General features: G+C 50.8%; 21 protein-coding genes. 13 read left to right on the forward strand and 8 right to left on the reverse strand.

All coding sequences use genetic code 11. From position 1 onward, the window contains the following. Window positions 1–20 precede the first annotated feature (20 nt). From ahbD to BM091_RS10335, 4 genes are read left to right on the forward strand one after another with little or no spacing between them, the layout of a single operon-like run. A complete protein-coding gene (ahbD, locus tag BM091_RS10320) occupies window positions 21–1,094 on the forward strand; it encodes a heme b synthase (RefSeq protein WP_218148874.1) in 1,074 nt (357 codons plus the stop codon). Beyond that, the gene (locus BM091_RS10325; protein WP_177193607.1) at window positions 1,063–2,043 is read left to right on the forward strand and encodes a GNAT family N-acetyltransferase; all 981 of its coding nucleotides are present in this window, start codon (window positions 1,063–1,065) and stop codon (window positions 2,041–2,043) included. The genes ahbD and BM091_RS10325 overlap by 32 nt, the downstream gene beginning before the upstream one ends. Window positions 2,044–2,063: 20 nt before the next feature. Beyond that, entirely contained in the window at window positions 2,064–3,080 is a 1,017-nt protein-coding gene (locus tag BM091_RS10330; protein WP_093395564.1) for an NAD-dependent epimerase/dehydratase family protein, read from the forward strand. Next, window positions 3,070–3,786, forward strand: coding sequence for a class I SAM-dependent methyltransferase (locus tag BM091_RS10335; RefSeq protein WP_177193608.1), 717 nt, complete (start codon window positions 3,070–3,072; stop codon window positions 3,784–3,786). Before BM091_RS10330 ends, BM091_RS10335 begins: the two co-directional genes overlap by 11 nt. 4 nt (window positions 3,787–3,790) lie before the next feature. On the opposite strand, the gene BM091_RS10340 is transcribed toward BM091_RS10335, so the two are convergent. The 7 genes from BM091_RS10340 to BM091_RS10370 all read right to left on the reverse strand — a co-directional run bounded on the left by BM091_RS10340 (window position 3,791) and on the right by BM091_RS10370 (window position 11,227). Beyond that, complete coding sequence (locus tag BM091_RS10340) at window positions 3,791–4,978, reverse strand: ABC transporter ATP-binding protein (protein ID WP_093395567.1); 1,188 nt, start codon at window positions 4,976–4,978, stop codon at window positions 3,791–3,793. Continuing rightward, on the reverse strand, window positions 4,947–6,122 hold the full coding sequence (locus tag BM091_RS10345) for a glycosyltransferase (RefSeq protein WP_177193609.1): 1,176 nt from the start codon (window positions 6,120–6,122) through the stop codon (window positions 4,947–4,949). Before BM091_RS10345 ends, BM091_RS10340 begins: the two co-directional genes overlap by 32 nt. Beyond that, a complete protein-coding gene (locus BM091_RS10350; protein WP_093395570.1) occupies window positions 6,109–6,597 on the reverse strand; it encodes a nuclear transport factor 2 family protein in 489 nt (162 codons plus the stop codon). Before BM091_RS10350 ends, BM091_RS10345 begins: the two co-directional genes overlap by 14 nt. Further along, window positions 6,594–7,976 (reverse strand): sialidase/neuraminidase family protein, encoded by a 1,383-nt coding sequence (locus tag BM091_RS10355; protein WP_093395571.1) that lies wholly within the window; start codon window positions 7,974–7,976, stop codon window positions 6,594–6,596. The genes BM091_RS10350 and BM091_RS10355 overlap by 4 nt, the downstream gene beginning before the upstream one ends. A 107-nt stretch (window positions 7,977–8,083) precedes the next feature. Beyond that, entirely contained in the window at window positions 8,084–9,088 is a 1,005-nt protein-coding gene (locus tag BM091_RS10360; RefSeq protein ID WP_093395573.1) for a hypothetical protein, read from the reverse strand. Between the two features lie 262 nt (window positions 9,089–9,350). Further along, window positions 9,351–10,130, reverse strand: coding sequence for an ABC transporter permease (locus BM091_RS10365; protein ID WP_093395574.1), 780 nt, complete (start codon window positions 10,128–10,130; stop codon window positions 9,351–9,353). Between the two features lie 5 nt (window positions 10,131–10,135). After that, the gene (locus BM091_RS10370) at window positions 10,136–11,227 is read right to left on the reverse strand and encodes a divergent polysaccharide deacetylase family protein (protein ID WP_093395576.1); all 1,092 of its coding nucleotides are present in this window, start codon (window positions 11,225–11,227) and stop codon (window positions 10,136–10,138) included. Window positions 11,228–11,418: 191 nt separating this feature from the next. On the opposite strand from BM091_RS10370, the gene BM091_RS10375 reads away from it, so the two are divergent. From BM091_RS10375 to hypB, 3 genes are read left to right on the forward strand one after another with little or no spacing between them, the layout of a single operon-like run. After that, on the forward strand, window positions 11,419–12,576 hold the full coding sequence (locus BM091_RS10375; protein WP_218148875.1) for an ABC transporter substrate-binding protein: 1,158 nt from the start codon (window positions 11,419–11,421) through the stop codon (window positions 12,574–12,576). 31 nt (window positions 12,577–12,607) lie between these two features. Further along, complete coding sequence (gene hypA, locus BM091_RS10380; RefSeq protein ID WP_093395578.1) at window positions 12,608–12,955, forward strand: hydrogenase maturation nickel metallochaperone HypA; 348 nt, start codon at window positions 12,608–12,610, stop codon at window positions 12,953–12,955. Further along, a complete protein-coding gene (gene hypB / locus BM091_RS10385) occupies window positions 12,952–13,614 on the forward strand; it encodes a hydrogenase nickel incorporation protein HypB (RefSeq protein WP_245735347.1) in 663 nt (220 codons plus the stop codon). The genes hypA and hypB overlap by 4 nt, the downstream gene beginning before the upstream one ends. 46 nt (window positions 13,615–13,660) lie before the next feature. Here the strand turns inward: hypB and BM091_RS14320 are convergent, their stop codons facing one another. Beyond that, window positions 13,661–14,740, reverse strand: a complete 1,080-nt coding sequence (locus tag BM091_RS14320) for a 4Fe-4S binding protein (protein ID WP_093395580.1) — start codon at window positions 14,738–14,740, stop codon at window positions 13,661–13,663. A gap of 203 nt (window positions 14,741–14,943) precedes the next feature. On the opposite strand from BM091_RS14320, the gene yedF reads away from it, so the two are divergent. From yedF to BM091_RS10420, 6 genes are all read left to right on the forward strand, one after another. Continuing rightward, window positions 14,944–15,564, forward strand: a complete 621-nt coding sequence (gene yedF / locus BM091_RS10395) for a sulfurtransferase-like selenium metabolism protein YedF (protein WP_093395582.1) — start codon at window positions 14,944–14,946, stop codon at window positions 15,562–15,564. Further along, window positions 15,564–16,622 carry a selenide, water dikinase SelD gene (gene selD, locus BM091_RS10400; RefSeq protein ID WP_093395642.1) on the forward strand — a complete coding sequence of 353 codons (1,059 nt, stop codon included), beginning with the start codon at window positions 15,564–15,566 and terminating at the stop codon, window positions 16,620–16,622. Before yedF ends, selD begins: the two co-directional genes overlap by 1 nt. 178 nt (window positions 16,623–16,800) lie before the next feature. After that, a complete protein-coding gene (gene dnaE / locus BM091_RS10405; RefSeq protein WP_093395584.1) occupies window positions 16,801–20,325 on the forward strand; it encodes a DNA polymerase III subunit alpha in 3,525 nt (1,174 codons plus the stop codon). 17 nt (window positions 20,326–20,342) lie between these two features. Next, on the forward strand, window positions 20,343–20,684 hold the full coding sequence (locus tag BM091_RS10410; protein ID WP_093395586.1) for an Mth938-like domain-containing protein: 342 nt from the start codon (window positions 20,343–20,345) through the stop codon (window positions 20,682–20,684). A gap of 10 nt (window positions 20,685–20,694) precedes the next feature. Next, entirely contained in the window at window positions 20,695–21,183 is a 489-nt protein-coding gene (locus tag BM091_RS10415; RefSeq protein WP_093395588.1) for a DNA polymerase III subunit chi, read from the forward strand. Continuing rightward, the gene (locus tag BM091_RS10420) at window positions 21,176–21,445 is read left to right on the forward strand and encodes an FAD assembly factor SdhE (protein WP_177193610.1); all 270 of its coding nucleotides are present in this window, start codon (window positions 21,176–21,178) and stop codon (window positions 21,443–21,445) included. The genes BM091_RS10415 and BM091_RS10420 overlap by 8 nt, the downstream gene beginning before the upstream one ends. Window positions 21,446–21,462 lie beyond the last annotated feature (17 nt).

A 21,462-nucleotide genomic window follows, 5' to 3' on the forward strand; every position in this document is an offset into this window, starting at 1 on the left:
GGCGTTGCGGGAGCAATCCGGTGAATAATCCTGTACTGAAGCACGAGCTTAAAATCGTTGCCTGGGAAGTTACGAGGACCTGCAATCTAGCCTGCATCCACTGCCGGGCGGCTTCTCTGGATAAGCCCTATGAAGGTGAGCTTTCCACCGAGGATGCCTTTCGGCTGATGGATCAGATAGCCGAAGTGGGAAAGCCCATAATTATACTCACGGGCGGTGAACCGCTCCTAAGACCCGACATCTTCGAAATAGCATCCTACGGTACGAAAAAAGGCTTCAGAATGACGATGGCCGTTAACGGCACCCTCGTCACACCCGAAGTTGCGCGAAAGATGAAGGATTCGGGGATTAAGCGAGTCAGCGTAAGCATTGACGGATCAACATCTGAATCTCACGACTCCTTCCGAAAGGTTCCGGGGGCTTTTGAAAGAGCCGTTGAAGGCATTAACGTTCTGAAGTCCTGCGGCGTGCCTTTTCAGATAAACACGACGATTACGGCAGAAAACCTGCACGAACTGGAAAAAATCCACCAATTGGCGATATCTCTGGGTGCAGAAGCACACCACATCTTTCTTCTGGTTCCCACTGGCAGGGGAAGGGATCTGGGCGACCGGGCAATAGGTGCCGCCGAGTATGAGTCGGCGCTTCACTGGTTTTACGAACAGCGAGGCAGGTCGGGCCTTCAGCTCAAGGCGACCTGCGCACCCCATTATTATCGAATCCTGCGTCAGAGAGCCCGTGAAAAGGGTGAAGCCGTGACCTTCCGGTCTTACGGGCTGGATGCTGTGACCCGCGGATGTCTTGGAGGGATAAGCTTCTGCTTCATTTCTCACCTCGGAACGGTTCAACCCTGTGGTTATCTGGAGATCGAATGTGGCAATGTGAAGACCTCCGAATTTCGCGATATCTGGGAGAAATCGGAGGTTTTTTCCAGACTCAGGGATCTGTCTCTGTATAAGGGGAAGTGCGGTAGGTGCGAGTTCATAAGGGTCTGTGGTGGGTGCCGGGCCCGAGCCTATGAGGCGACGGGAGACTACCTTGCAGAGGAACCCCTTTGTACCTATGAACCCGGATTCACGAGACAATCCGCCTGATACAATGCCGGAACCCTCCAGCCTTGCCATAATGAAGGAAAATCAAGATCATCTCGTACAGGTATCGAGCCTCTTCAAGCAGGTTTTCTTCAAGGATTTTTCCCCCGAGGTCTTTCTGTGGAAATACAGGATGAAGGAGTACGGCAGGATCTTTGCCGTATGTGCCTGGGACTTCGATAAAAACGAACTCGTCGGCCATGTTGCTTCCATTCCGCTGGCAGGCTGGAAGGAAGGCCGTGAAATTGTGTTCTTCCAGTTCGTTGATGCCATGGTTCACGAGAAAGCCCGCGGACGCAATCTTCTTACCAGAATGATCCACAGGCTTCTGGAGGAAATAGAGCACTCACAGGATGCTTTTATTCCCTACGTTTTCCCCGGTCCCGTGTCCTCGATTATAGGGCAGAAGCACGGGTGGCTGCATGTGGTTTCCGAAATTGAAGACCTTTGTCCGCAGAGGGCTACCGGATTGAGTTTCCTTCGTCGGCTTCCCGTCAGGTTTATAAAAGATGAGCCCGAAAAGAGAACCTGCAATCGTCTGTGGGATGAGGTCGGGAAACACTTTTCCTGTTTACTGAAAAGAGACTGGGAATTTGTCAACTGGAGATATCTGAATAACCCTGTTGAAAGGTATGATTTTTTTTACGTCGAAATCTTCGGAAGGCTGAGGGGATGGTTCGTTACGGGGATCTATCCGGACGGAAGGAGGCTGGTTGACTACCTCGTTCCGCCGGGATGGATCAAGCCGTTTTTTCTGAAGATTTGCGATGCCTTCGGAGATGTCAAATGCTGGATTCCTCACTGTCTCCGGCAGTATGTCAGGGGGATAAGTTTTGCCGGTACTGCTACACCTCTTACGCTTGCCGCAATTACGACGGCTTCGCCCTTTGACCTTGTGTCCCTGTTGAAAAAAAGCTTATTTTTCACAATGGCAGACATCGACATATACTGATATTCAGGAGGTTGTCTTGTATGCCCTCGATTCTGATTACGGGAGCTGCGGGCTTCATCGGTTTTCACCTTGCTTATAGATTTGCCTCCAGCTCTGACTGGAAAGTCATAGCTCTCGATAACATCAATGCCTACTATGATATAGGCATCAAACTGGACCGGCTCAGGGAACTGGGTATTCGTGAAATACTGGATGACCAGATGGTCTCTTCCGAACGCTTTGGGAACCTGCAGTTTATAAAAATGGACCTTCGCGATCGGCACAAAGTTCTGCGCTTTTTTCAGGATCATCAGGTGGACGTCCTCTGTCACCTTGCAGCTCAGGCGGGAGTCAGGCACTCCCTTGCCTGTCCGGAGGATTACGTGAGCAACAACATCTCCGGATTTCTCAACATCCTTGACGGCTGTCGGCTTAAGGGCATAAGAAAACTCTGTTTTGCAAGCAGTTCCAGCGTTTACGGAAAGAACGCCCTTTATCCGCTGTCCGAGAATCTCGTCACGGATTCACCGATAAGCCCCTACGCCGTCACGAAAAAGTGCGACGAACTGCTGGCTTTTTGCTACGGACATCAATACGGTATTCAAACCGCAGGTCTCAGGTTGTTTACGGTTTATGGCCCCTGGGGAAGGCCGGATATGGCCCTTTACAAGTTCGTGAGGAACATCTTTTCGGACAGACCCATAGAACTCTACAACTATGGAAAAATGAAACGGGACTTTACCTACATCGACGATTGCATTGATGCAATAACCCTGATCGTCGAAAAACTCTGCTCTATCGGGGATGACCGTTTTTTTGAAATATACAACGTTGCCAGCGGCCGAATGGTCGATCTGGAGTATTTTGTCTCGCTCATAGAAAAAGAAACCGGCAGAAAGGCTCAAATAATTTACAGGCCCATTCAGGCCGGCGATGTGGAGGCGACCTTCGGGGACATTTCCAAGATTCGGGACTTCGTCGGATATGAACCTAGAGTTTCGGTTGAAGAGGGCATTGCAAGGTTTGTCAGATGGTACAGGGAGTATCATGGGGTTTAAGGAAAAGATCAGGAATGTGGTTCCATCTTCTTTGCTGGAGAAAGCAATAGGGGTCGTCAGGGATGAAAAGAAGAGGCCTTCCGAATTCTCCTGGATGCCCCACCAGCGAAAAGGCCACATGGTGCGTTACTACAGAGATTACATTTCGTACCTGGAGCATCAGGCGTCGAAGTTTCCCCTTATAAACAAAGACGAACTGGCCGTTTACGACCGGGAGTACAGGGCACTCCTCAGAGACCGTCTTACCGCCGGAGGCTTTATAAAAGAGGGCATGAAAGTTCTTTGTCTTGGGGCAAGGCAGGGAACGGAGGTTAAGGCTTTTCTGGATCTAGGATGCTTCGCCGTGGGCGTTGACATCAATCCGGGAGATAATAACCACTTCGTTCTTTACGGTGACTTTCACTCGCTTCAGTTCCCCGACGGTGTCGTCGATGTCGTGTTTACAAACAGCCTTGATCACGTATTCGATATTCAGGAAGTGTTGAACGAAGTCCGCCGTGTGCTGGACAAAACCGGATTTTTTGTGGTCGAGGCAATAATGGGAAAAGGGGAGGGGATTGAGCCTGACGAGTTTGCAAGCTTCTGGTGGGAAACCACCGAAGATCTTGCAAAGCTGATCGAAGAAAAAGGAGGGTTTTCTCTTAAGAAACGTCATAAGTTTTCACGGCCCTGGGAAGGATACCACATGGTATTTGAAAAGCTGTAACACTTTAATCCACCGTCCATTTGTGCTCCAATCGGCAGATTCCCACGTGACTGCTTTCCTTTGCCACGATTATGTTGTCAACTATCCGTTCGTCGAAAACGACGAGTCCCCTGTCGTCAAAGATCCTCACGTGGACGTAGTAATTTCCTCCAAGAAGGGGAAGATCCGGAAATTGCACCTTTACCGTCCTGTCGCCAGTAAGAGGAGGAATGCCGTCGAGATGAGTCCCCGCCATGAAAATTCCCCAACCGGTAAAGGATTTAACCGAGACGGCTACGTGATACGGAATTTGCGGGTTGATGGCTTTTGTCTTAATGGTCACTTCTAGCGTATCTCCCGTACGAACCGGGGTACGTGCGTCGGCATTGGCGAAACATTCGTGGATACAAACGGGGCTTCCGTTTTCGGGATCTGTTCCCATTTTTTCCATTTGCAGTGTTCGGTTCCTTTCACGCTCGAACATGTACCACTCATACTGAGGTATGACTTCGTTAGGAGAGCCTTCCATGTAGATCCGACCGTCTTTTAACCACAGCACCCTCTGACACATCAGGCTTATGTGGTACATGGCATGAGAACAGAGCAGTAGGGTGCCGCCGGATCTCTGAAACCCGGCAATGCGGTCTATGCACTTTTTTTGAAAGTAGGCATCTCCTACGGAAAGCGCTTCGTCGATTATCATGATCTCGGGATCAAAGGACGAGACCACCGAGAATGCAAGGCGCATGACCATGCCGGTGGAATAGGTTTTAACGGGAAGATCAAAAGCCGACCCCAGCTCTGAAAATTCTCTTATCTCTTCTATCTTTCTGCGCAGTGAGGATTCGTCAAAGCCCAGAAGGCGGGCGTAATTTACGACATTTTCTCTGCCGGTAAAGTCGGGATAAAAACCGGTTCCCAGCTCCAGAATCGCCAGAACGCGTCCGTGGATCTTTACGTGACCTGAACTCGGCGGAAGTGTTCCGGCAAGTATCTGCAGGAGCGTGCTCTTCCCGGCTCCGTTTTCACCGATTATACCCAGAGACTCCCCCTTGCGCACGGTAAAGCTGACGTTCCTCAGGGCGGCTTTAACCTGATGACGGGTGCGCCGGGTTATCAATTCCCAGAGCTGATCGGACGGCTTTCTGTAGAGCCGGAATTGCTTGGATAGATCTCTAACTTCAATGACCGCGTCGTTTTCTGAATACTTCATCAATTACCGACTCGTAGCCCGAAACGGTTTTCTCGGCACTGTAATACGCCGCCCTTTCACGGGCCAGCGAAGAGAATTTACGCCGTAGAGCTTCGTCTGTCAAAAGCTCCTTGAGGGCGTATTCCAGCTCGGCCTCCGAATTGACGAGAATTCCGTATTTCCCGCCGTCAAGAATTTCTGCAGGACCGTAAGGGCAGTTCTGAGCAACTACGGCCAGCCCCGCCGCGCAGGCTTCTAGCAGTGAGTTGGGGCATCCGTCGAAGAGACAGGTGTGCACGAAGATATCGGAAGCACCGAGGAAAGGAGAAACATCTTCCCTGAACCCTGCAAAAAACACTCTGGAACCGGGCGCCTCTGCTTCTATAAAGTTCTCAACGATACTTCTATGTGGACCGTCTCCTACAATGATTAGTGATCCGGATACCGATCTGGAGATTCGGGCAAAAATGTTGAGTAACTGTTCTACGTTTCTTTCGCGGTCAAGCCTGCCCACCCAGCATACCCTGGGTCTTTCGGGCAGATCGTAAAGCGAAGTTTTTGAGGCTTCTGAAGGTAGCTCAACGAAATTGGGTACTACCCTGCCTCTGGACGCGGGTGCTCCGTAGTTTTTCACCAGATCGTTCCACGTTCCCATGGAGGGAGTAAGTACTAAATCGGAAAATTTGCAAAAAAAACGCGTTGCAAGAATAAGACCGAACCGCTCCAGAGGATCTTTGACCATGTGCTTTATAAAAGGCGTCAAAGGACCCCGGGGAGAAGCAATCACCCCGAAAGGCCCGGGCGAAATTTTTCTTAAAAAGCTCAGCAAAAAGGATGCATAGTGCATTATTCCGAAGAAAACCGTGAAGTCCGAATTTCCGCCACAAAAATCGGTAATGAACTTTTTAACGGTAACGACATCCCTAAACAGTGCCGCGGGTTTTTTAAAAGGAAACCAGGGCGAAATGTCGATCCTTCCGACGTCCAAGGTGGAGTTTCGATAGATCGCGGGTATGGCCGATTCGACCATACCCGTTCTGTAGAATACCCGATAAAGGGCCTTTTTGCTTAAACGATGGGCTACCGAAAAGGAGCTTTTCTCGGCTCCTCCCCAGGATCTTGAGGGATTCAAAAATACGACCCTGAGGTTCTCAATAGCGCGCAAAGGTATCTCCGAAGGCATAGTTTATAAATTGATTGTACCAGTTGTCGCCCACGTACAACCAGTACTCTTCGACCGTGCCTTTTCGGGCGGGCAGTGAAACCTCCTTGCCCTTTACGGCACGCACCCTGTACTCGTACTCTATGACCACTCGGGCTACGTTGCCTCTGATTTCTACGGACTTTATACCGGGATTGATGTAATCCACATCGACATTTCGCATCGACAGATATCCTTCTTTTGACACTCTTGCCCTGAAAAAGGGATCGAAAAGGTCATAGACGTGAGAAAAATCCTGTGCAACCATGGCAGCCCATCTCTCGTTAACCCTTTCGAGAAGAAGCTTCTTTTTCTCTGCTTCTCCAATGTCCCGGTAACAGCCCGAGCTCATCTGGCTTTTCACGCCAAAACCGGCACACCCTGCAAGGATTACCGGTAGCAGGCAGAGCACCGTCAGCACACAATTTCGGAGCTTCATGGCAATTTCACCTCTCTGTATTTGAGTTTAACCAGGGTGGCGTTAAGAGAATCGTCGGGGTATTCAGGCCAAAAGAGATGCAGATTCTTTCCGTCGGCAAAGAGAAAAGGATAAAATTCGTTATCGCAGCCGGGATTTTCGGAAACGTTTACATCCTCCTTCTGCCAGGTTTCCCCGCCGTCGGTGGAGTAGTTTATGAAAATATTGGATCTGACCAGACGAAAATCCTGCCAGGCGACGGCTATCAGTTTTCCGTCGGGTGAAACGTAAAGGTCTCCGTAAACTGCAGAGGTGGTATCGTGGGGATAGTGTCGAATCGGAATTGGCTTTTCCCAGCCTTCATCCTGATTCATCCTGATCAGATACACCGACGGGCGATTTCCGAATTCCGGGATGAAACCGCGCTTTCTCTTGCTTTTTGCAAAATCGGTGAGGACGAAAATGGCCGATCCGGTAGAACGCACTTCAAGCCTGCTCACGGGGTTTTGAGGCACATCAGGTACAGCGGCCTCCTTCCATCCTCCGGACTCGCTTTTAACGGCATAATGAACACCTCTGGCCCCCGCCCAGAAAACATAGGGCTTTGTGTTCAGGAAAGCAATGGAGACATACGCAGGAGCCCACCCTTTCGGAGATGCCACCATCTCGGGTTCTTCCCATTTCCTGCCGTCTTCGGAGCTGGTGTGGAATATGCCGAATTTTCCGCTTCGGGAGCCCTTGAACAGGAGGTGAAATGTCCCTCCGGCGTCAACGGCCAGGACGGGTTCTCCCGGGTTGTACTCCTCGGGAACAACAACGAAATCTTCCGAGAGGAAGGTGCGACCTCCGTCTTCGGATGTGCTTGCGTTGAGGGTGTACTTTCTGGCCCGTTCGTCCTGCCAGATTACCACCGCCTTATTCCCCGATGAGGCCACTGCAACCTGAGGAAGAGGCTGGCCTTTTTTACTGCTCAATCTTACGGTTACCGGCTTTTCCGCCCGATCATGAGGAATAAATCCGGCCATCATCCGCTTTTCGATCTCAGGCCCGGTTTCGTCTCTTACCCACCATACCGCGATGACCCCTTCCGGTGTTTCCACGATACCGCCCGTTGCCCCACTTGCCGCCTTTTCGGGCAAGGTGGTTTCAAAAAGCAGTTCGGGGGACTTTCCTTCGAAAGATTGGACCACAAAGCGGGACTGATCGGGCCACATAGCAAGAAACCACTTACCCTGCTCCTCACGGCTCTGGATTATGTGAGGTCGGCGGTCGATCACCCCCGATACAGTTCCGAACTCTATCGGGTCTTCGAGCTTCATTCTTTCTGCATGGGCGGGTGTAAAATTCAAAGCCACGAGAAGGACCAGAAAAATCGCTTTTTTAAAGTGGAAACCGGTCATATATGGTTATCCTCCTTACGTGAAGGCAATAAAAAAGGGAAGACCTCGTCTTCCCTTTTTCTAAAACTTAAAAAAGGGGGATCGAAATCCCCCGACAACTCAGCTATTTATAGACGATGATTGTTGATATTTACCCAGCTGTTGGTCATGCTGCCGCCGAAGCCGGTGCCGTACTCAATCTTGAATACCGTGGCCTGATCACCATTGACATCGTCTCCAGCGACATTATCTCCGTCATAGTTATTAACGGCCGAAAGTCTTAGCAAGCTCCAGCCACCGTTCTGTGCCCATGCGGGAATAACCCCACCGAGCAGGTCTTCAAGGGTTACGACATCAACACATGTAACGGTTTGATCTTCGCCGATCGACGGGCAAACTTCCTTTCTATCACAGAATCCATACTCATTTGCCGTGCCGGGTTTTACGAATCGAATTGTAGCAGTATAGTCATTAACATTCGGACACATGGTAGCACCTGTACCGCTCGGATCATCCAGCGGAGTTACGATAAACTTGGTTGTGAAATCAGTTGAAGGAAGCACCGTTACGACTTCTTGCTGACCTTCATCTAATGCTTCTTTGGTCAAGCCGCTAAAGACTCCAGTTTGAGCACAAGAAGTGGCACTTTTTCTTCCAAGCAATGCCCTGTCGCCAACAGCCGCACCGTTTACAACTTCAAGGATCGTGTATTCGCCATCAATTACGCAGTCTGCCTCAACTACCAGATAACCGCGGCCTGTGGAATAACCCGACAGGTGCTCTAAATCAAACTGGCCGGTACCGGGAGAGTTGGTATCACCAAAAAGAGCGCCCGTTCCAAAATGTCCTGACACATCCCAGCTTACCATATCCCATTTGGTAAGCGTTAGGTTGTCATCGTATTCCGAGCAGGTCTCCTCCCATTCGCCGTTGTCGTAAACTTTAAAGTAGTAACGAAGATGGGCATTGCAGGTATTGTTTACTGTGTTTACGAGGGTAACAATAGTCGCCACCGTTCCCGGATTAGAAACAAAATAGGGATACAAAATCACCTGTGAATTCGTTTGAGCCTGCGCACTTGCGGCGAAGGCCAAAAAAGCCCCTACCACCAACATTAACGCCACTTTCTTCATTTTTTCCTCCTTTTTACCAATAGAACCAAAGAATTACCACCCTTTCAGATCAAACCCAAAAGTCCAACCTTAAGAACCAAACCAACCCTTCCCTCTTCGTCTGCTCTCACCCCCTTCAACCATCCACACATAAAACCCCATCCATCTGAACGACAATTCTCATAACCCAATATACTAACCTTCCTCATACCAGCAATGGTCTCACAATGTCAACACCTTTCGCATAAAGAGACCCAACAACCAACCTCTTTCCCGACATTCCTTACAGGAAGTCTATCACCCTCGGATAAAAAACACGCATAAATGTTATCCCGATCAGGAAAAATGTCAATGAGAAACTTATCACGGCAAGCCACAAAACAAAGGATCCCGGCTGGAGATTGAGCATAATTTCCCGAAATAACACAATAAATGTATGCGCAGGGTTGACGGCCAGTACTATTTCCCATTTATCCGGAATTAGCTCCGGCGGATAGATGATCGGTGTGGCGTAAAACCACAGGGTCAGTAAAATGTTGATAAAGTGCGTGAGATCACGCCAGTACACGTTGAGTACCGAAAAAAGCCAGCCCAGCCCGGTAGTAAACAGGGCAAGGAAAAACGTCAAGGGGATCAGGAAAACTGCCGTATAGATTGGCCTCAGGTCAGGAAACCCTGTGGTGAGCCTGTAAAGCAGGAACAAAAACAAGCCCGCCGTCAAACCTATAAAGGCTTCCAGGACTATTGAAGGAACCAGCACCATCGGCGAAAAGAAGACTTTTTTCAATATTGGACCTTCGTTTACAAGCGCCGTCGTCGATTTCGTAAGAGCGTTGCAGAAAGATGTCCAGACCCAGATCCCGCAGAAAAGGAATTCTCCAAAACCGTAGGGCTTATCGATTTTCAGTTTGAAGATAATCGCCACTGCAAAATAGTAGATGCAGAACATAACGGCGGGATTTAAAAACATCCATACAACGGCTCCAAAAGGCCCGCCGTACTGCATCCTGATATTTCTGAAGGCTCTATGGGCCGTCAACAAAGCGTAACGCTTCCACATCATGATGCTTACTCCCCCGGTTTTCGTAAGGAAACGAGCTGAAGCCCGTTGACGGAATAACGGGAGAGGTTGTCCCTCAATACCCTGTAGGTAATCTCATGTGGATGCCCTATGGCAAGGGCATAACCCTGGGTTGACGCCCTTCGGGCGAGTTCTGCCAGCTGGGACACTATAAATTTCCGGGTGAGTTCATGGTCGATGAAGACGTTTCTTTCGAGACAGGGGACTCCTACCTCCCTTGCAGCTTCACAGGCGACCGTTTTAGCAGTCGTACGGCTGTCGACAAAAAAAAGCCCTTCTTCTTTGAGCCATCTCATGAAGCGCCTCATGGCTTCCCGGTCTTCCGTAAACCTGGAGCCCATGTGATTGTTAACGCCCAGGGCTCCCGGTACCTGTTTCAGGGCTTTTTTGAAAAGTCGGTATTGTTCTTCTTCTGATTGAGACAGAAGCAGTGCCCCCGGTCCCGGATTTACCTCCGGGTATCCCCGGGGCTCCATGGGCATGTGAAGAAGCAGAGTTCTCCCGCTTTTTCTTATCATCTCGGCAACTTCTTTTGAATGAGCTTCGTAGGGGAGTACGGCGAAGGCAAGAGGATAGGGAAGAGCGAGGAACTTCTTCGCACTTTCAATGTCCCGTCCCATGTCGTCGATTATGATGCTGACCGTTCCCCGCGGTTTTTGTATCTGCCGATCGGCAATTGCATGACTTACCTTGTGTTCTTCATTAGCTTCGGGTATTTCCGCATCGGTCGAATAAGGCGGTTCCCTGCCCGCGTCGGCTTCTTCTTCCGGTTTTTCCGTGAGTTCGGTTTCAGGGGCGGTCGGGAGCCTTCTTTTTTCGGTGTGGGGCATTTTGTAAGGTGCCTTTTCAGAGATCAGGGGTTTTCGAACTTCCGATAATCTCTGGTTCTCCGGGGGTTTCGATATGGTGGACATCTGCTGAAGAAGTAGCATGAGGCCGCCCCATAGAAGCAGAAGAGAAGCCCAGAACACGATAAACCCTCGAGAAGGTAGGTTTATCCTTTTCTTCTTTGAAGAGCTTTTCTTCTTCCGCTTCCCTACAGGATTCTTCTTTTTTCTCTTTTTCCCCTGAGATGTCATGACGGAAACCTCAAAAAAATCCCTCCCGGAGAAATATACAGCGAGGCGATCGAAGGGTACAGCAGAAACATTCTTTACTGAAAGGGCTTAAAGGCCCAACCCTTGGAATTGACAGCCCCGATTATGCGGCCTAAATAGTCGTAAGCCAACCACGAGTTCACCTGTTATTAACGTGTGTGGAGGAGGAAGCCGTGAAGAGCTGTGTCAAACTTTTTTGCCGGTTGCTTGTTGCTGTAATGTTTTTTTCGGCTGCCGTGACGGCCTTTGCCGGAGAACCGTACAGGATCGGTGCCGTCTTTTCGGTGACGGGGGTTGCTTCCTTTCTCGGTGAGCCTGAGAAGAAAACGGCGGAGATGATTGCAGAGAAGGTTAACGCCTCAGGAGGGATTAAGGGGCATCCCGTTGAGCTTATAGTTTACGACGATGAGAGCGACGCCACGAAAGCCATTCTCGCCGTAAGAAGGCTCATCAAGAAAGACAATGTGGCCGTAATAATAGGTCCCACCAGAAGCGGTGAGAGCCTCGCCGTGGCACCGGTGGTGGAAAAAGAGCAGGTGCCTCTTATTTCCTGCGCCGCAAGCTACAAGATCGTTACGCCCGTTGAAGAACGCCGCTGGGTTTTTAAAGTCGCTCCGTCGGACAGTCACGTGGTTCAGAAAATGTACGAGTTCATGGTGGCCCGGGGAATCAAACGAATCGGGATTATGACCGTTTCGACCGGTTACGGTTCAAGCGGTCGGGAAGAACTCCTGAGGTATGCGCCTCAGTACGGGATAGAGATCGTTGCGGACGAGCGCTACGGTCCCAAGGATACGGACCTTACTGCACAGCTCACCAAGATTCGGTCAAAAGACCCTCAGGCCATAGTCAACTGGTCCGTGGGGCCTACCCAGATACTTGCGGCAAAAACGTGGAAACAGCTCGGTATGGGTGACATTCCCTTTTTCCAGAGCCACGGCTTCGGGAACAAAAAGAACATAGAGATGCTCGGTGCGGATGCCGAGGGCATATTTGTTCCTTTACCGCCCATAGTGGTGGGTCCGATACTTCCCGAAGATCATCCTCAGAAAAGGGTGATAATGGAGCACACGGGAGAATATGAAGCCCGCTATAATGAGCCCGTTTCTTCCTTCGGCGGACATGCCTGGGATGCCATGAAGCTTGCTCTGGCCGCGCTGGAAGCCGTAGGTCCCGACAGGGCGGCGATAAGAGATTTCATAGAAAACACGAAGGGGTTCGTGGGACAGTTGGGGGTATTTAACTTTTCTCCTGCCGACCACAACGGCCTGAGCAAGAAGGATCTAATCATGGTTCAGGTTAAGAACGGAGAGTGGACCATAGTGGAATAAAAAGAGGCCGGGCAGGTGACCCTTGCACGAGATGAGCATCGCTCAGGCTTTGTTTGACATCGTTCGGGACGAGGCCGAAAGGCACGGCCTGTCCAGAGTCGAGCGCGTTGCGGTGCAGGTCGGAGAGATGGCGGCTGTCGTGCCCGAGGCGCTGAGGCTTTGTTTTTCCATCATCAGCCGGGGGACTTTTGCCGAAAACTCGGAGCTCGACATTGAAATAGTCCCCGTAGTGGCACGATGTCGCCGATGCGGATTGATGTTCGAAGTCGAGAATTTTTCATTCCGCTGTCCCGACTGCGGTACCGAAGGTGCCGACTGCATGAGCGGAAGGGAGTTACTCGTCCTCGAGGTTGAAGGCTTAAGCGGAGGGGAAGTGTGAAGGAGAAGGTGAAGATTCCCGTCGTGTGCCCCATCCTTGAAGCCCACGAAAGGATGGCGAGAGAAAATCGAGAAATCTTTGATTCTCTGGGCATTTACGTCGTGAACCTTATGAGCGGGCCAGGTGCCGGAAAGACAACCCTTCTTGAGCGGACTATTGAAAGGCTGAAGGGTGATCTGAAAATTGCCGTTATCGAGGGGGACATTCAATCGCAAGAGGACGCAGAGAGGATTGCCGGAAAGGGTATTCCCGTTGTGCAGATAAACACGGGAGCAGCCTGCCATCTTGACGGAGCCATGATTCGTACCGCTCTTGAGTCTCTCAATCTCAAAGGGATTGACCTCCTGATCATCGAAAATGTGGGAAACCTTGTCTGTCCGGCGGAGTTTGATCTGGGTGAGCACGAAAAGGTGATGATTCTGAGTGTGGCAGAAGGACACGACAAGCCGCTAAAATATCCCCTGATGTTTCAGAAGTCCTCGGTTCTCATCATCAACAAGATGGATCTTCTCCCTTACGTTGAATGTGATGTTGAGAAAATCCGAAAATTTTCACTTAATCTCAACCCGGATCAGGTTGTTTTCCCGCTGTCCTGCAAAACCGGTGAAGGACTGGATGCCTGGTGTGATTATCTGAGATCCAGAGTGTCTTCTCGATAAGGGTTCGTAACCGGGTCGAGGCAGATCGACCCGGTTACCGGTTTCGTCAGGCCTTCCCGACCATTGCGGACATTCTTTCCTGAAACATCCTGGCATAAGTTTCCCGGAGGCTTGCGGGCACGTCTTTTTGAAGCTCTTTGGGCTTTTCTTTAAGTGTTATTGCCTCTTCGGGACAGGTCGTCACGCAGAGGCCACATCCTATACAGCGGTCCCTGTTTATTACGGCATGGTCATCTCCCAGGGTTATGGCGTCCATCTGGCATCGGTCAACGCAGGTTCCGCACAGCACGCATGATTCTTCGTCAAGCTCGGCAATGTGGCGCGAAACCACGTAAAGTGCCGGTTTGTCCAGTTTTTTCAGATTCTTGAGTATCTGGCAACAGCAACCACAGCAGGTGCAGATGTTCGTTATCTTCTGAGCGTTTGAGGGCTGAAGGACCCGTCCGTCTCTTTCCGCTTCTTCCAGGATTTTTAGGGCTTCCTGGACGGTGATCTGTCTGCCCAGACCGTTTTCCATGTAATATTGAGCTCCAAGTCCGAAAACGAGGCAGGATTCCAGAGGACGATCGCAGGCTTCACCGGTTAACCCGTGTTCCTTCCTGCATATGCAGGGAGCAACCACTATGGGCTGGTTTTCCTCCACCAGCCTCCGGGCTTCTTCGTAGGGCATTATGGATTGAACCGCCGTCACGGAGCCGGGAATCGGAATTACGCGGAGCTGTGGGGTCCTGAGATTCATGGCCTGTTGAAAGAAGTAGGGTGCGTATTCCCTGAGGTCAGCGATGAGTTCAGGGGTTAGCTGATTAACGTGATATTCCCATATTCCGATTATGAACTGGGCCGCCATGTAGCGGGTTTCGCTTCCTTTGCGTATTCTGAAGATCAATCCCTTCTTCGCCATCTCTTCCAGAATACCGGCAACCTTCCCGGGTTCGAGGTTCAGCCGTTTTGCGATTTCTTCAGGCGGCTCCGGTTTGAGAGTGAGCGTGCAGGCATATCGTGCTTCTTCCGGCGTAAAGAGCCTTTTCAGAATTCTGATTTCCACCCCGGTCGGCGTTCTGGGAAAGCCGGCAGGTAACCTGTTAAGATGTTCTGCCAGTTGCTCGTACACCCTGTTCTCTTCCATAATCCCCCTCCTGATGCCGTTTTTAAACCCTTGTCCGTGTCTTGCCTTCTACATTAGATGAGAAGGGGCTGTCCAGCGGCAGGGAGATGAGAAAAAATTAAACCGATAGGTAAGTTGCCCTTTATTGCTTTTTTCTATTTTCCTCCCGATCTACTGCGATCTATGAGTTAAGCGGCTTTATTGATGCTTGGGAGGGATGAGGAATGGTGGAGAGGGTAGTAGACTGCAGAGGGCTTGCCTGCCCCGCGCCGGTTTTGAAGACGAAGGAGGTGCTGGAAAAGGAGAGGCCCGATAGAATTTCCGTAAGAGTGGATAACCCTGCTGCGAGGGAGAATGTGTCACGTTTTTTGAGCAGGCAGGGGTTCGGCGTTACTGTTTCTGAAGATTCTGAAGGCTATCTCGTGGTGGGTAGCAGATTAGCGGGTGCGTCGGATCTGGCCCCCGGGGAGGAAGAGATCCTTTGCACCCTTTCCGGGCCCTCGGGGGAAAAACTCCTCGTGTTGATCGGTACCGATAAGCTGGGCAGGGGAAACGACGAGCTGGGGCAAAAACTCATGACCAACTTTATTAAGACCCTGGGAGAGATGGTTCCTCAACTCTGGAGGCTGGTTTTCCTGAATGCCGGGGTGAAGCTGACGGTAAAGGGATCGCCCGTACTGGACGACCTGAAAGAGCTGGAGCGGCAGGGAGTTTCCATACTTGTGTGCGGAACCTGCCTTGACTTTTACGGGTTGATAGGTGAGAAGCAGGTTGGAGAGACCACCAACATGCTCGACATAGTTACGTCGATGCAGGTTGCCGGAAAGGTCGTCACGGTAACATGATGAGCGGTGGGGAAAAGATAAAGCTGGCGGAAACGGTCAGGGCGGCGGGCTGAGCTGCCAAGGTGGAGCCAGGGGTCCTGGCGAAGTTGCTCGCCGATTTGTCCTTGCAGGAAGATCCGCGCCTTCTCGTGGGGCGGGAAACTTCCGACGATGCCGGAGTGTTTAAGATTTCGGATGATCTGGCTCTTGTCCAGACGGTGGACTTTTTCACGCCCACCGTGAACGATCCCTACGATTTCGGGCGGATTGCCGCGGCCAATGCCCTCAGCGACGTTTACGCAATGGGGGGGAAACCCATTACGGCCATGAACATTGTTTGCTTTCCGACGAAAACCTTGGACCTTTACTACCTCAAGGAGATCCTTCGGGGCGGGCTTGATAAGATAAGGGAAGCGGGAGCCCTTCTCGTAGGCGGGCATAGCGTCGAGGATCAGGAAATAAAGTACGGCATGGCCGTTACGGGAGTGGTTCATCCCGAAAGGGTGGTAACGAACGGAGGTGCAAGACCCGGGGATGAACTGGTACTCACGAAGCCGATAGGAACCGGCATTATAACCACGGCTTTAAAGGGAAGATTGCTTTCCGACGATGACGATGAAGTGCTGGAAGCCGTCGAGTGGATGGCCTCTTTGAACGATAAGGCCTCGGAGATTATGAGACAATTCGATGCAGGAGGGTGCACGGACGTAACGGGTTTTGGGCTTTGTGGCCATGCCTTTGAAATGGCCGTTGCAAGTGGCGTTACCGTGGAGATCGTGTCTTCGAAGATTCCTCTGCTTCCCGGGGCTTATGATTTTGCTTCCATGGGCATGATCCCCGCCGGGGCTTATTCGAACCGTGACCATTTTTCATGCTCCGTTGAGGTTATGCCCGATGTGGATCCCGTGCTCGCCGATCTCGTGATGGATCCTCAAACTTCCGGAGGTCTGCTTATAAGTGTACCGGCGGGCCGTGGAGACGAACTGGCAGAGCGGCTCAGGGAAAGGGGGCTCCTTTATGCCTCGGTGATCGGGCGGGTTAAGACCTACGACGGTGCAAGAGTCCGTGTTTTGAAGTGACTTTTTCCAGAGCTTTCCCGGATTTGTCGTGATTTTTGTCTGACCTCAGAGTAAAGCCCGTTCGGTTGTCGTTTCCCGCGATGGATGTGTTGATTGCCAGATGGGGAAGGGGATCGTATAATTCCATGTCCAGGCCGTAGAGTTGATGCTTAAGTCAACAGAATGAAGGAGCCGTGACATGGAATTCGTCCATCTTCATGTTCACACAGAATACAGCCTTCTGGATGGAGCAATCAGGATAAAGGATCTCCTGGAGGCCACGAAAAGGTACGGAATGCCGGCCGTGGCCATAACCGATCACGGCAACATGTTCGGCGCTCTCGAGTTCTACGAGAAGGCAACTTCCGCAGGCGTAAAACCGATAATCGGCTGTGAGGTCTATGTGACCCCTTACTCTCTTTCGGATCAGGTTGAGCGGATTCAGAGGAGTAAGGGTGATGATGAGGATAAAAATTACCACCTCGTCCTGCTTGCCGAAAGTTATGAAGGTTACAGGAATTTGATGAAGATCGTTTCAAAGGCTCACCTAGAAGGTTTTTATTACAAACCCTGTATCGACAAGGAGAATCTGGAAAGGTTTTCGTCGGGAATTATAGCACTGTCCGCATGCCTTAAAGGGGAGGTGCCGCGGCATATTCTTAAAGGAGATATGAAGCGTGCCCGTCAGTGTGCCGGGGAGTATTCGGAAATTTTCGGTGCCGGCAACTTCTACCTGGAGCTTCAGGCAAACGGCCTTGTCGAGCAGGCTAAGGTCAACGATGGGCTTTTAGAGCTTGCAAGGTCCATGAATCTGCCTCTTGTGGCAACCAACGACTGTCACTACCTTGAGAAGCATCATGTTCGGGCTCACGAGATACTTCTCTGCATTCAGACCAACAGGACCGTCCTTGACGAAAAACGAATGCAGTTTCATACCGACGAACTCTACTTCAAGTCTCCCGATGAGATGTATTCCGCCTTCAGACACGTTGAAGAAGCCCTGAAGAATACGCTGGTCGTTGCAGAAAGGGTGAATCTGGAAATTCCTCTGGGCCAGTATCATTTTCCGGTTTTTACTCTGGATAACGGTGAGACTGCGGAAGATCGTTTTGAAAAGCAGGCCCGGGAAGGTCTGCTCAGGCGGTGGGAGCAGATTAAGAAAAAGATGCCCGGTGCGGGAGAAAGTGAATTCCGGGTTTATCGGGAAAGGCTGGAAAAGGAAATAGCGGTAATCAAGAAGACCGGCTTTGCGCCTTATTTTCTCATCGTTTCGGATTTCATAAATTACGCCAAGAGCAGGGGAATTCCCGTTGGTCCGGGGCGGGGCTCTGCTGCGGGAAGCCTCGTTGCTTATGCCATGGGCATAACCGACATAGATCCCATAGAGCACGGCTTGCTTTTCGAGCGGTTCTTGAATGAAGAGCGCATAAGCATGCCCGATATCGATGTTGACTTCTGCATGAAGCGGCGTGATGAGGTGATAAGATACGTCACGGAAAAATACGGGAAGGACAGGGTGGCCCACATAACGACCTTTGGTACGATGTCGGCCCGTCAGGTGGTGAGAGACGTCGCGAGGGCGCTGGGGTTTACCTATGCGGAACAGGATCGGATCGCAAAATATGTTCCGGCCGTTCTCGGTATTACACTGGAGAAGGCCTTTGAACTGGAGCCCCGGCTTGAGGAGTTGCGAAGTCAGGATCCTCAGATTAAAGAGCTTTTTGATATTGCCTTTACCCTGGAAGGCCTTGCCCGTCACGCCTCAACCCATGCGGCGGGGATAGTTATAGCGGACAAACCCATCGTGGAATACGTTCCTCTCTACAGAGACCAGGACGGTGAGGTGGTGACTCAGTACTCAATGAAATACGTGGAAAAGGCCGGGCTGATAAAGTTCGACTTTCTGGGACTCAGAAACCTCACGGTCATAGACGATACCGTAAAGCTGGTCGAAAAAAATCACGGTGTTAAGCTGGACATGCTGAACATCCCCCTTGATGATCCTGAAACTTACGATCTTCTGTGCAGAGCCGATACGACGGGGGTTTTTCAGCTGGAAAGCGCCGGCATGAGAGAAATCCTTGTGCGCCTCCGACCGGAAAAGTTTTCGGACATCGTGGCGCTGGTGGCGCTCTATCGTCCCGGGCCTCTGGAAAGCGGCATGGTGGATCAATACATTAAGGCAAAGCACGGTGAAATTCCGGTGACCTATGAATTGGAGGAATTGCGTCCGATACTTGAACAGACCTATGGGGTCATACTTTATCAGGAACAGGTTATGCAAATTGCGAGTGTGCTTGCCAATTATACACTGGGCGAGGCGGATATACTCAGAAGGGCCATGGGCAAAAAAGACCCGGAGGTCATGAAGGCTCAGAGGGAACGCTTTCTGGAAGGTGCCAGGCAGAATAACATCGATCTGGAAAAGGCAAATCGCATATTCGATCGAATGGAGAAGTTTGCTCTTTACGGATTTAACAAGTCTCACAGTGCCGCTTATGCCTTTATCGCCTATCAAACGGCTTATCTCAAGGCGCACTACCCTGTGGAGTTCATGGCGGCTCTTTTGAACAGTGTGGTCAGCGATTCCGACAAGGTGGTTAAGCTGATAGCCGAGTGTCGGGATAAGGGTATAGATGTATTGCCGCCGGACATAAATGCCAGTGATCGGGGTTTTACTGTTGTCGAAGGGAAAATAAGATTTGGGCTTGCCGCCGTTAAAAACGTGGGGGATGCCGCCGTTGAGGCCATTCTCTGTAGCCGTGAAAAGGATGGGCCTTTTGAGTCGATCTACGACTTCTGCCAGCGGGTGGACGGCCAAAAGGTTAATCGCCGTGTAATAGAACAGCTCATAAAATGCGGAGCCTTTGATTCAATTCATCCCAACAGGGCACAGGTTATAGCCGGTCTCGATGGAGCCCTTCAAAGGGCTCAGTCCGTTCAAAAGGATAGACAGAACGGGCAGATGAACCTGCTTTCGATTCTTCGCTCCAGGACTAACGACCTTCCCCTGAAAAACCTCGCTCTGCCCGACGTGCCTGACTGGGATAGCCGGACCATGTTAAACTACGAGAAGGAAGCCCTGGGTTTTTACGTCTCCGGTCATCCTCTTGACTTTTACCGTGAAAGGCTTTCCAGGCTTTGCACCGACACCACTCAGGATCTGTCCTCAAAACCCGACGGAGCACAGGTCGTCGTGGCAGGGATGATCACGGTCGCAAAGGAAATAACCACGAGGCGTGGTGAAAGGATGGGCTTTTTGAATCTTGAGGATCGGGAAGGAATAGCCGAGGTGGTTGCCTTCCCGGAGGTTTACATGCGCTATCGTGATGCTTTAGTTGCCGACGACGAGCCCCGGGTGGTTATGGGCGTCGTTCAGCATGACGAAAAATCCACAAAAATAATCGCCAGCGAAATCCTTTCGGTCGACGAAGCCGAAGAAAAAAAGGCGACTCTGGTCGTGCTGAAATTGAATGCAGAAGGCGTAAAACACGACGATATTTTGTTGCTTCACCGCATTGTAAAGAACAATCCCGGATCGTGCCCGTTGAGATTGCATCTAAACCTTGAAGATTCGATCGAGGTCGTAATACTTCCCGACGATAGCCTCAAAGTGTCTCCAACTGCCGATGTGATTTCCAGTCTTAAAAATTCTTTCGGTTCCGATTCTGTGAGCGTGCTTTATAATAAGGACATGCCTTCCAGCGGAGCTGTTGTATCCTGACCTGGAGGTTTACGACCATGATAGAGGATTACGGCTTCGGGCATATGGTTATTAACGGCCGGAAGTACACGGCCGATTTGAAGATTATCTCAGACAGGGTAATATCCGACTGGTGGCGTCGTGAAGGGCACAGGCTACACATTGATGACATCACGGACATAATTGATGCCCGACCGGAAGTCGTGGTCCTGGGAACCGGTGCCTTTGGATTTATGAAGGTTCCGTCAGAGGTGGTCGATTTTCTTGAAGCCAGGGGTATAGAAGTTGTGGTTGAGAAGACAAAGGAGGCGGTTAAGAGGTTTAACGGTTTGAAAGAGGCAGGTCGTCTTGTGGCCGGAGCTTTTCATCTGACCTGTTGACGGTGGTGCCGTGAAGAGAGCCCTGTTTTTTGAGACCTCAACCCGTGATCGTGACGGTGATATATGTCGAATTTCCGAAGCGCTCTGCCTTGCGGGATGCCGTGTCCTGATTTTCGTGGAATCCACAATGGAAGCTGCCCATTTCGACGATTTTTTATGGACTTTCAACAAGGAAAGCTTTGTGCCGCACAGAATCGTATCGGCAGGTGAGAACTTAAATGGGGTCATGGAGAAGGTATTTATAGGCATGGAAGAAGTGCTCTTCCCGGAGGTTGATGCCGTTGTCTGTGGGGGTAAAGCCGATCTCGAAGCATTACTTAAGGCCCATACCGTTGCTTTCCCGGTTATCATGGATGATGAAAGGAAACGGCAGGAAAGCCGCTCTTTGTGGAAAAGGCTTCAAAGGCAGGGGATTTTTTTGCATCATCTTCCTGCTTCGGAGAAGAAGGAGTGGGGGTCAAGGGTTCGTGAGGTTCTGGAGCGGCGGGACGATGGTTGACCGTGAGCTTATCAGGAGGCGGATAAGGTATCACCTTTCCAAGAGGTCAAGCCTTGAAGTTGAGCTGATTCTCAGATCCTTCTGGGAAGCAAAGGGTTCTCAGCTTACCGATTCGGAGCTGGCCGATTTTGAAAAAATTCTGGAACTTGACGATATTGACTTTCTCAAAATCATGAGTGGTAAAAAGAGCCTGCCCGATGGGTATCCCGCTGAAATGTTTGGCATGATAAGGTCATTCTGGTTGAACAGGACGGTCCGGTAGTTTTTTGATTTACTTCG

Origin of the sequence: Thermodesulforhabdus norvegica (assembly GCF_900114975.1) — a bacterium.
GTDB classification, from domain to species: domain Bacteria; phylum Desulfobacterota; class Syntrophobacteria; order Syntrophobacterales; family Thermodesulforhabdaceae; genus Thermodesulforhabdus; species Thermodesulforhabdus norvegica.

Coding starts and splice junctions, on each gene's coding strand:
- BM091_RS10360 (WP_093395573.1), bottom strand. CDS start 9,088: ATGAAGAAAGTGGCGTTAATGTTGGTGGTAGGGGCTTTTTTGGCCTTC.
- BM091_RS10410 (WP_093395586.1), top strand. CDS start 20,343: ATGATAGAGGATTACGGCTTCGGGCATATGGTTATTAACGGCCGGAAG.
- yedF (WP_093395582.1), top strand. CDS start 14,944: ATGGTGGAGAGGGTAGTAGACTGCAGAGGGCTTGCCTGCCCCGCGCCG.
- dnaE (WP_093395584.1), top strand. CDS start 16,801: ATGGAATTCGTCCATCTTCATGTTCACACAGAATACAGCCTTCTGGAT.
- BM091_RS10325 (WP_177193607.1), top strand. CDS start 1,063: ATGAACCCGGATTCACGAGACAATCCGCCTGATACAATGCCGGAACCC.
- BM091_RS10370 (WP_093395576.1), bottom strand. CDS start 11,227: ATGACATCTCAGGGGAAAAAGAGAAAAAAGAAGAATCCTGTAGGGAAG.
- BM091_RS10330 (WP_093395564.1), top strand. CDS start 2,064: ATGCCCTCGATTCTGATTACGGGAGCTGCGGGCTTCATCGGTTTTCAC.
- BM091_RS10335 (WP_177193608.1), top strand. CDS start 3,070: ATGGGGTTTAAGGAAAAGATCAGGAATGTGGTTCCATCTTCTTTGCTG.
- hypA (WP_093395578.1), top strand. CDS start 12,608: ATGAGCATCGCTCAGGCTTTGTTTGACATCGTTCGGGACGAGGCCGAA.
- BM091_RS10420 (WP_177193610.1), top strand. CDS start 21,176: ATGGTTGACCGTGAGCTTATCAGGAGGCGGATAAGGTATCACCTTTCC.
- BM091_RS10365 (WP_093395574.1), bottom strand. CDS start 10,130: ATGATGTGGAAGCGTTACGCTTTGTTGACGGCCCATAGAGCCTTCAGA.
- BM091_RS10340 (WP_093395567.1), bottom strand. CDS start 4,978: ATGAAGTATTCAGAAAACGACGCGGTCATTGAAGTTAGAGATCTATCC.
- BM091_RS14320 (WP_093395580.1), bottom strand. CDS start 14,740: ATGGAAGAGAACAGGGTGTACGAGCAACTGGCAGAACATCTTAACAGG.
- BM091_RS10350 (WP_093395570.1), bottom strand. CDS start 6,597: ATGAAGCTCCGAAATTGTGTGCTGACGGTGCTCTGCCTGCTACCGGTA.
- BM091_RS10355 (WP_093395571.1), bottom strand. CDS start 7,976: ATGACCGGTTTCCACTTTAAAAAAGCGATTTTTCTGGTCCTTCTCGTG.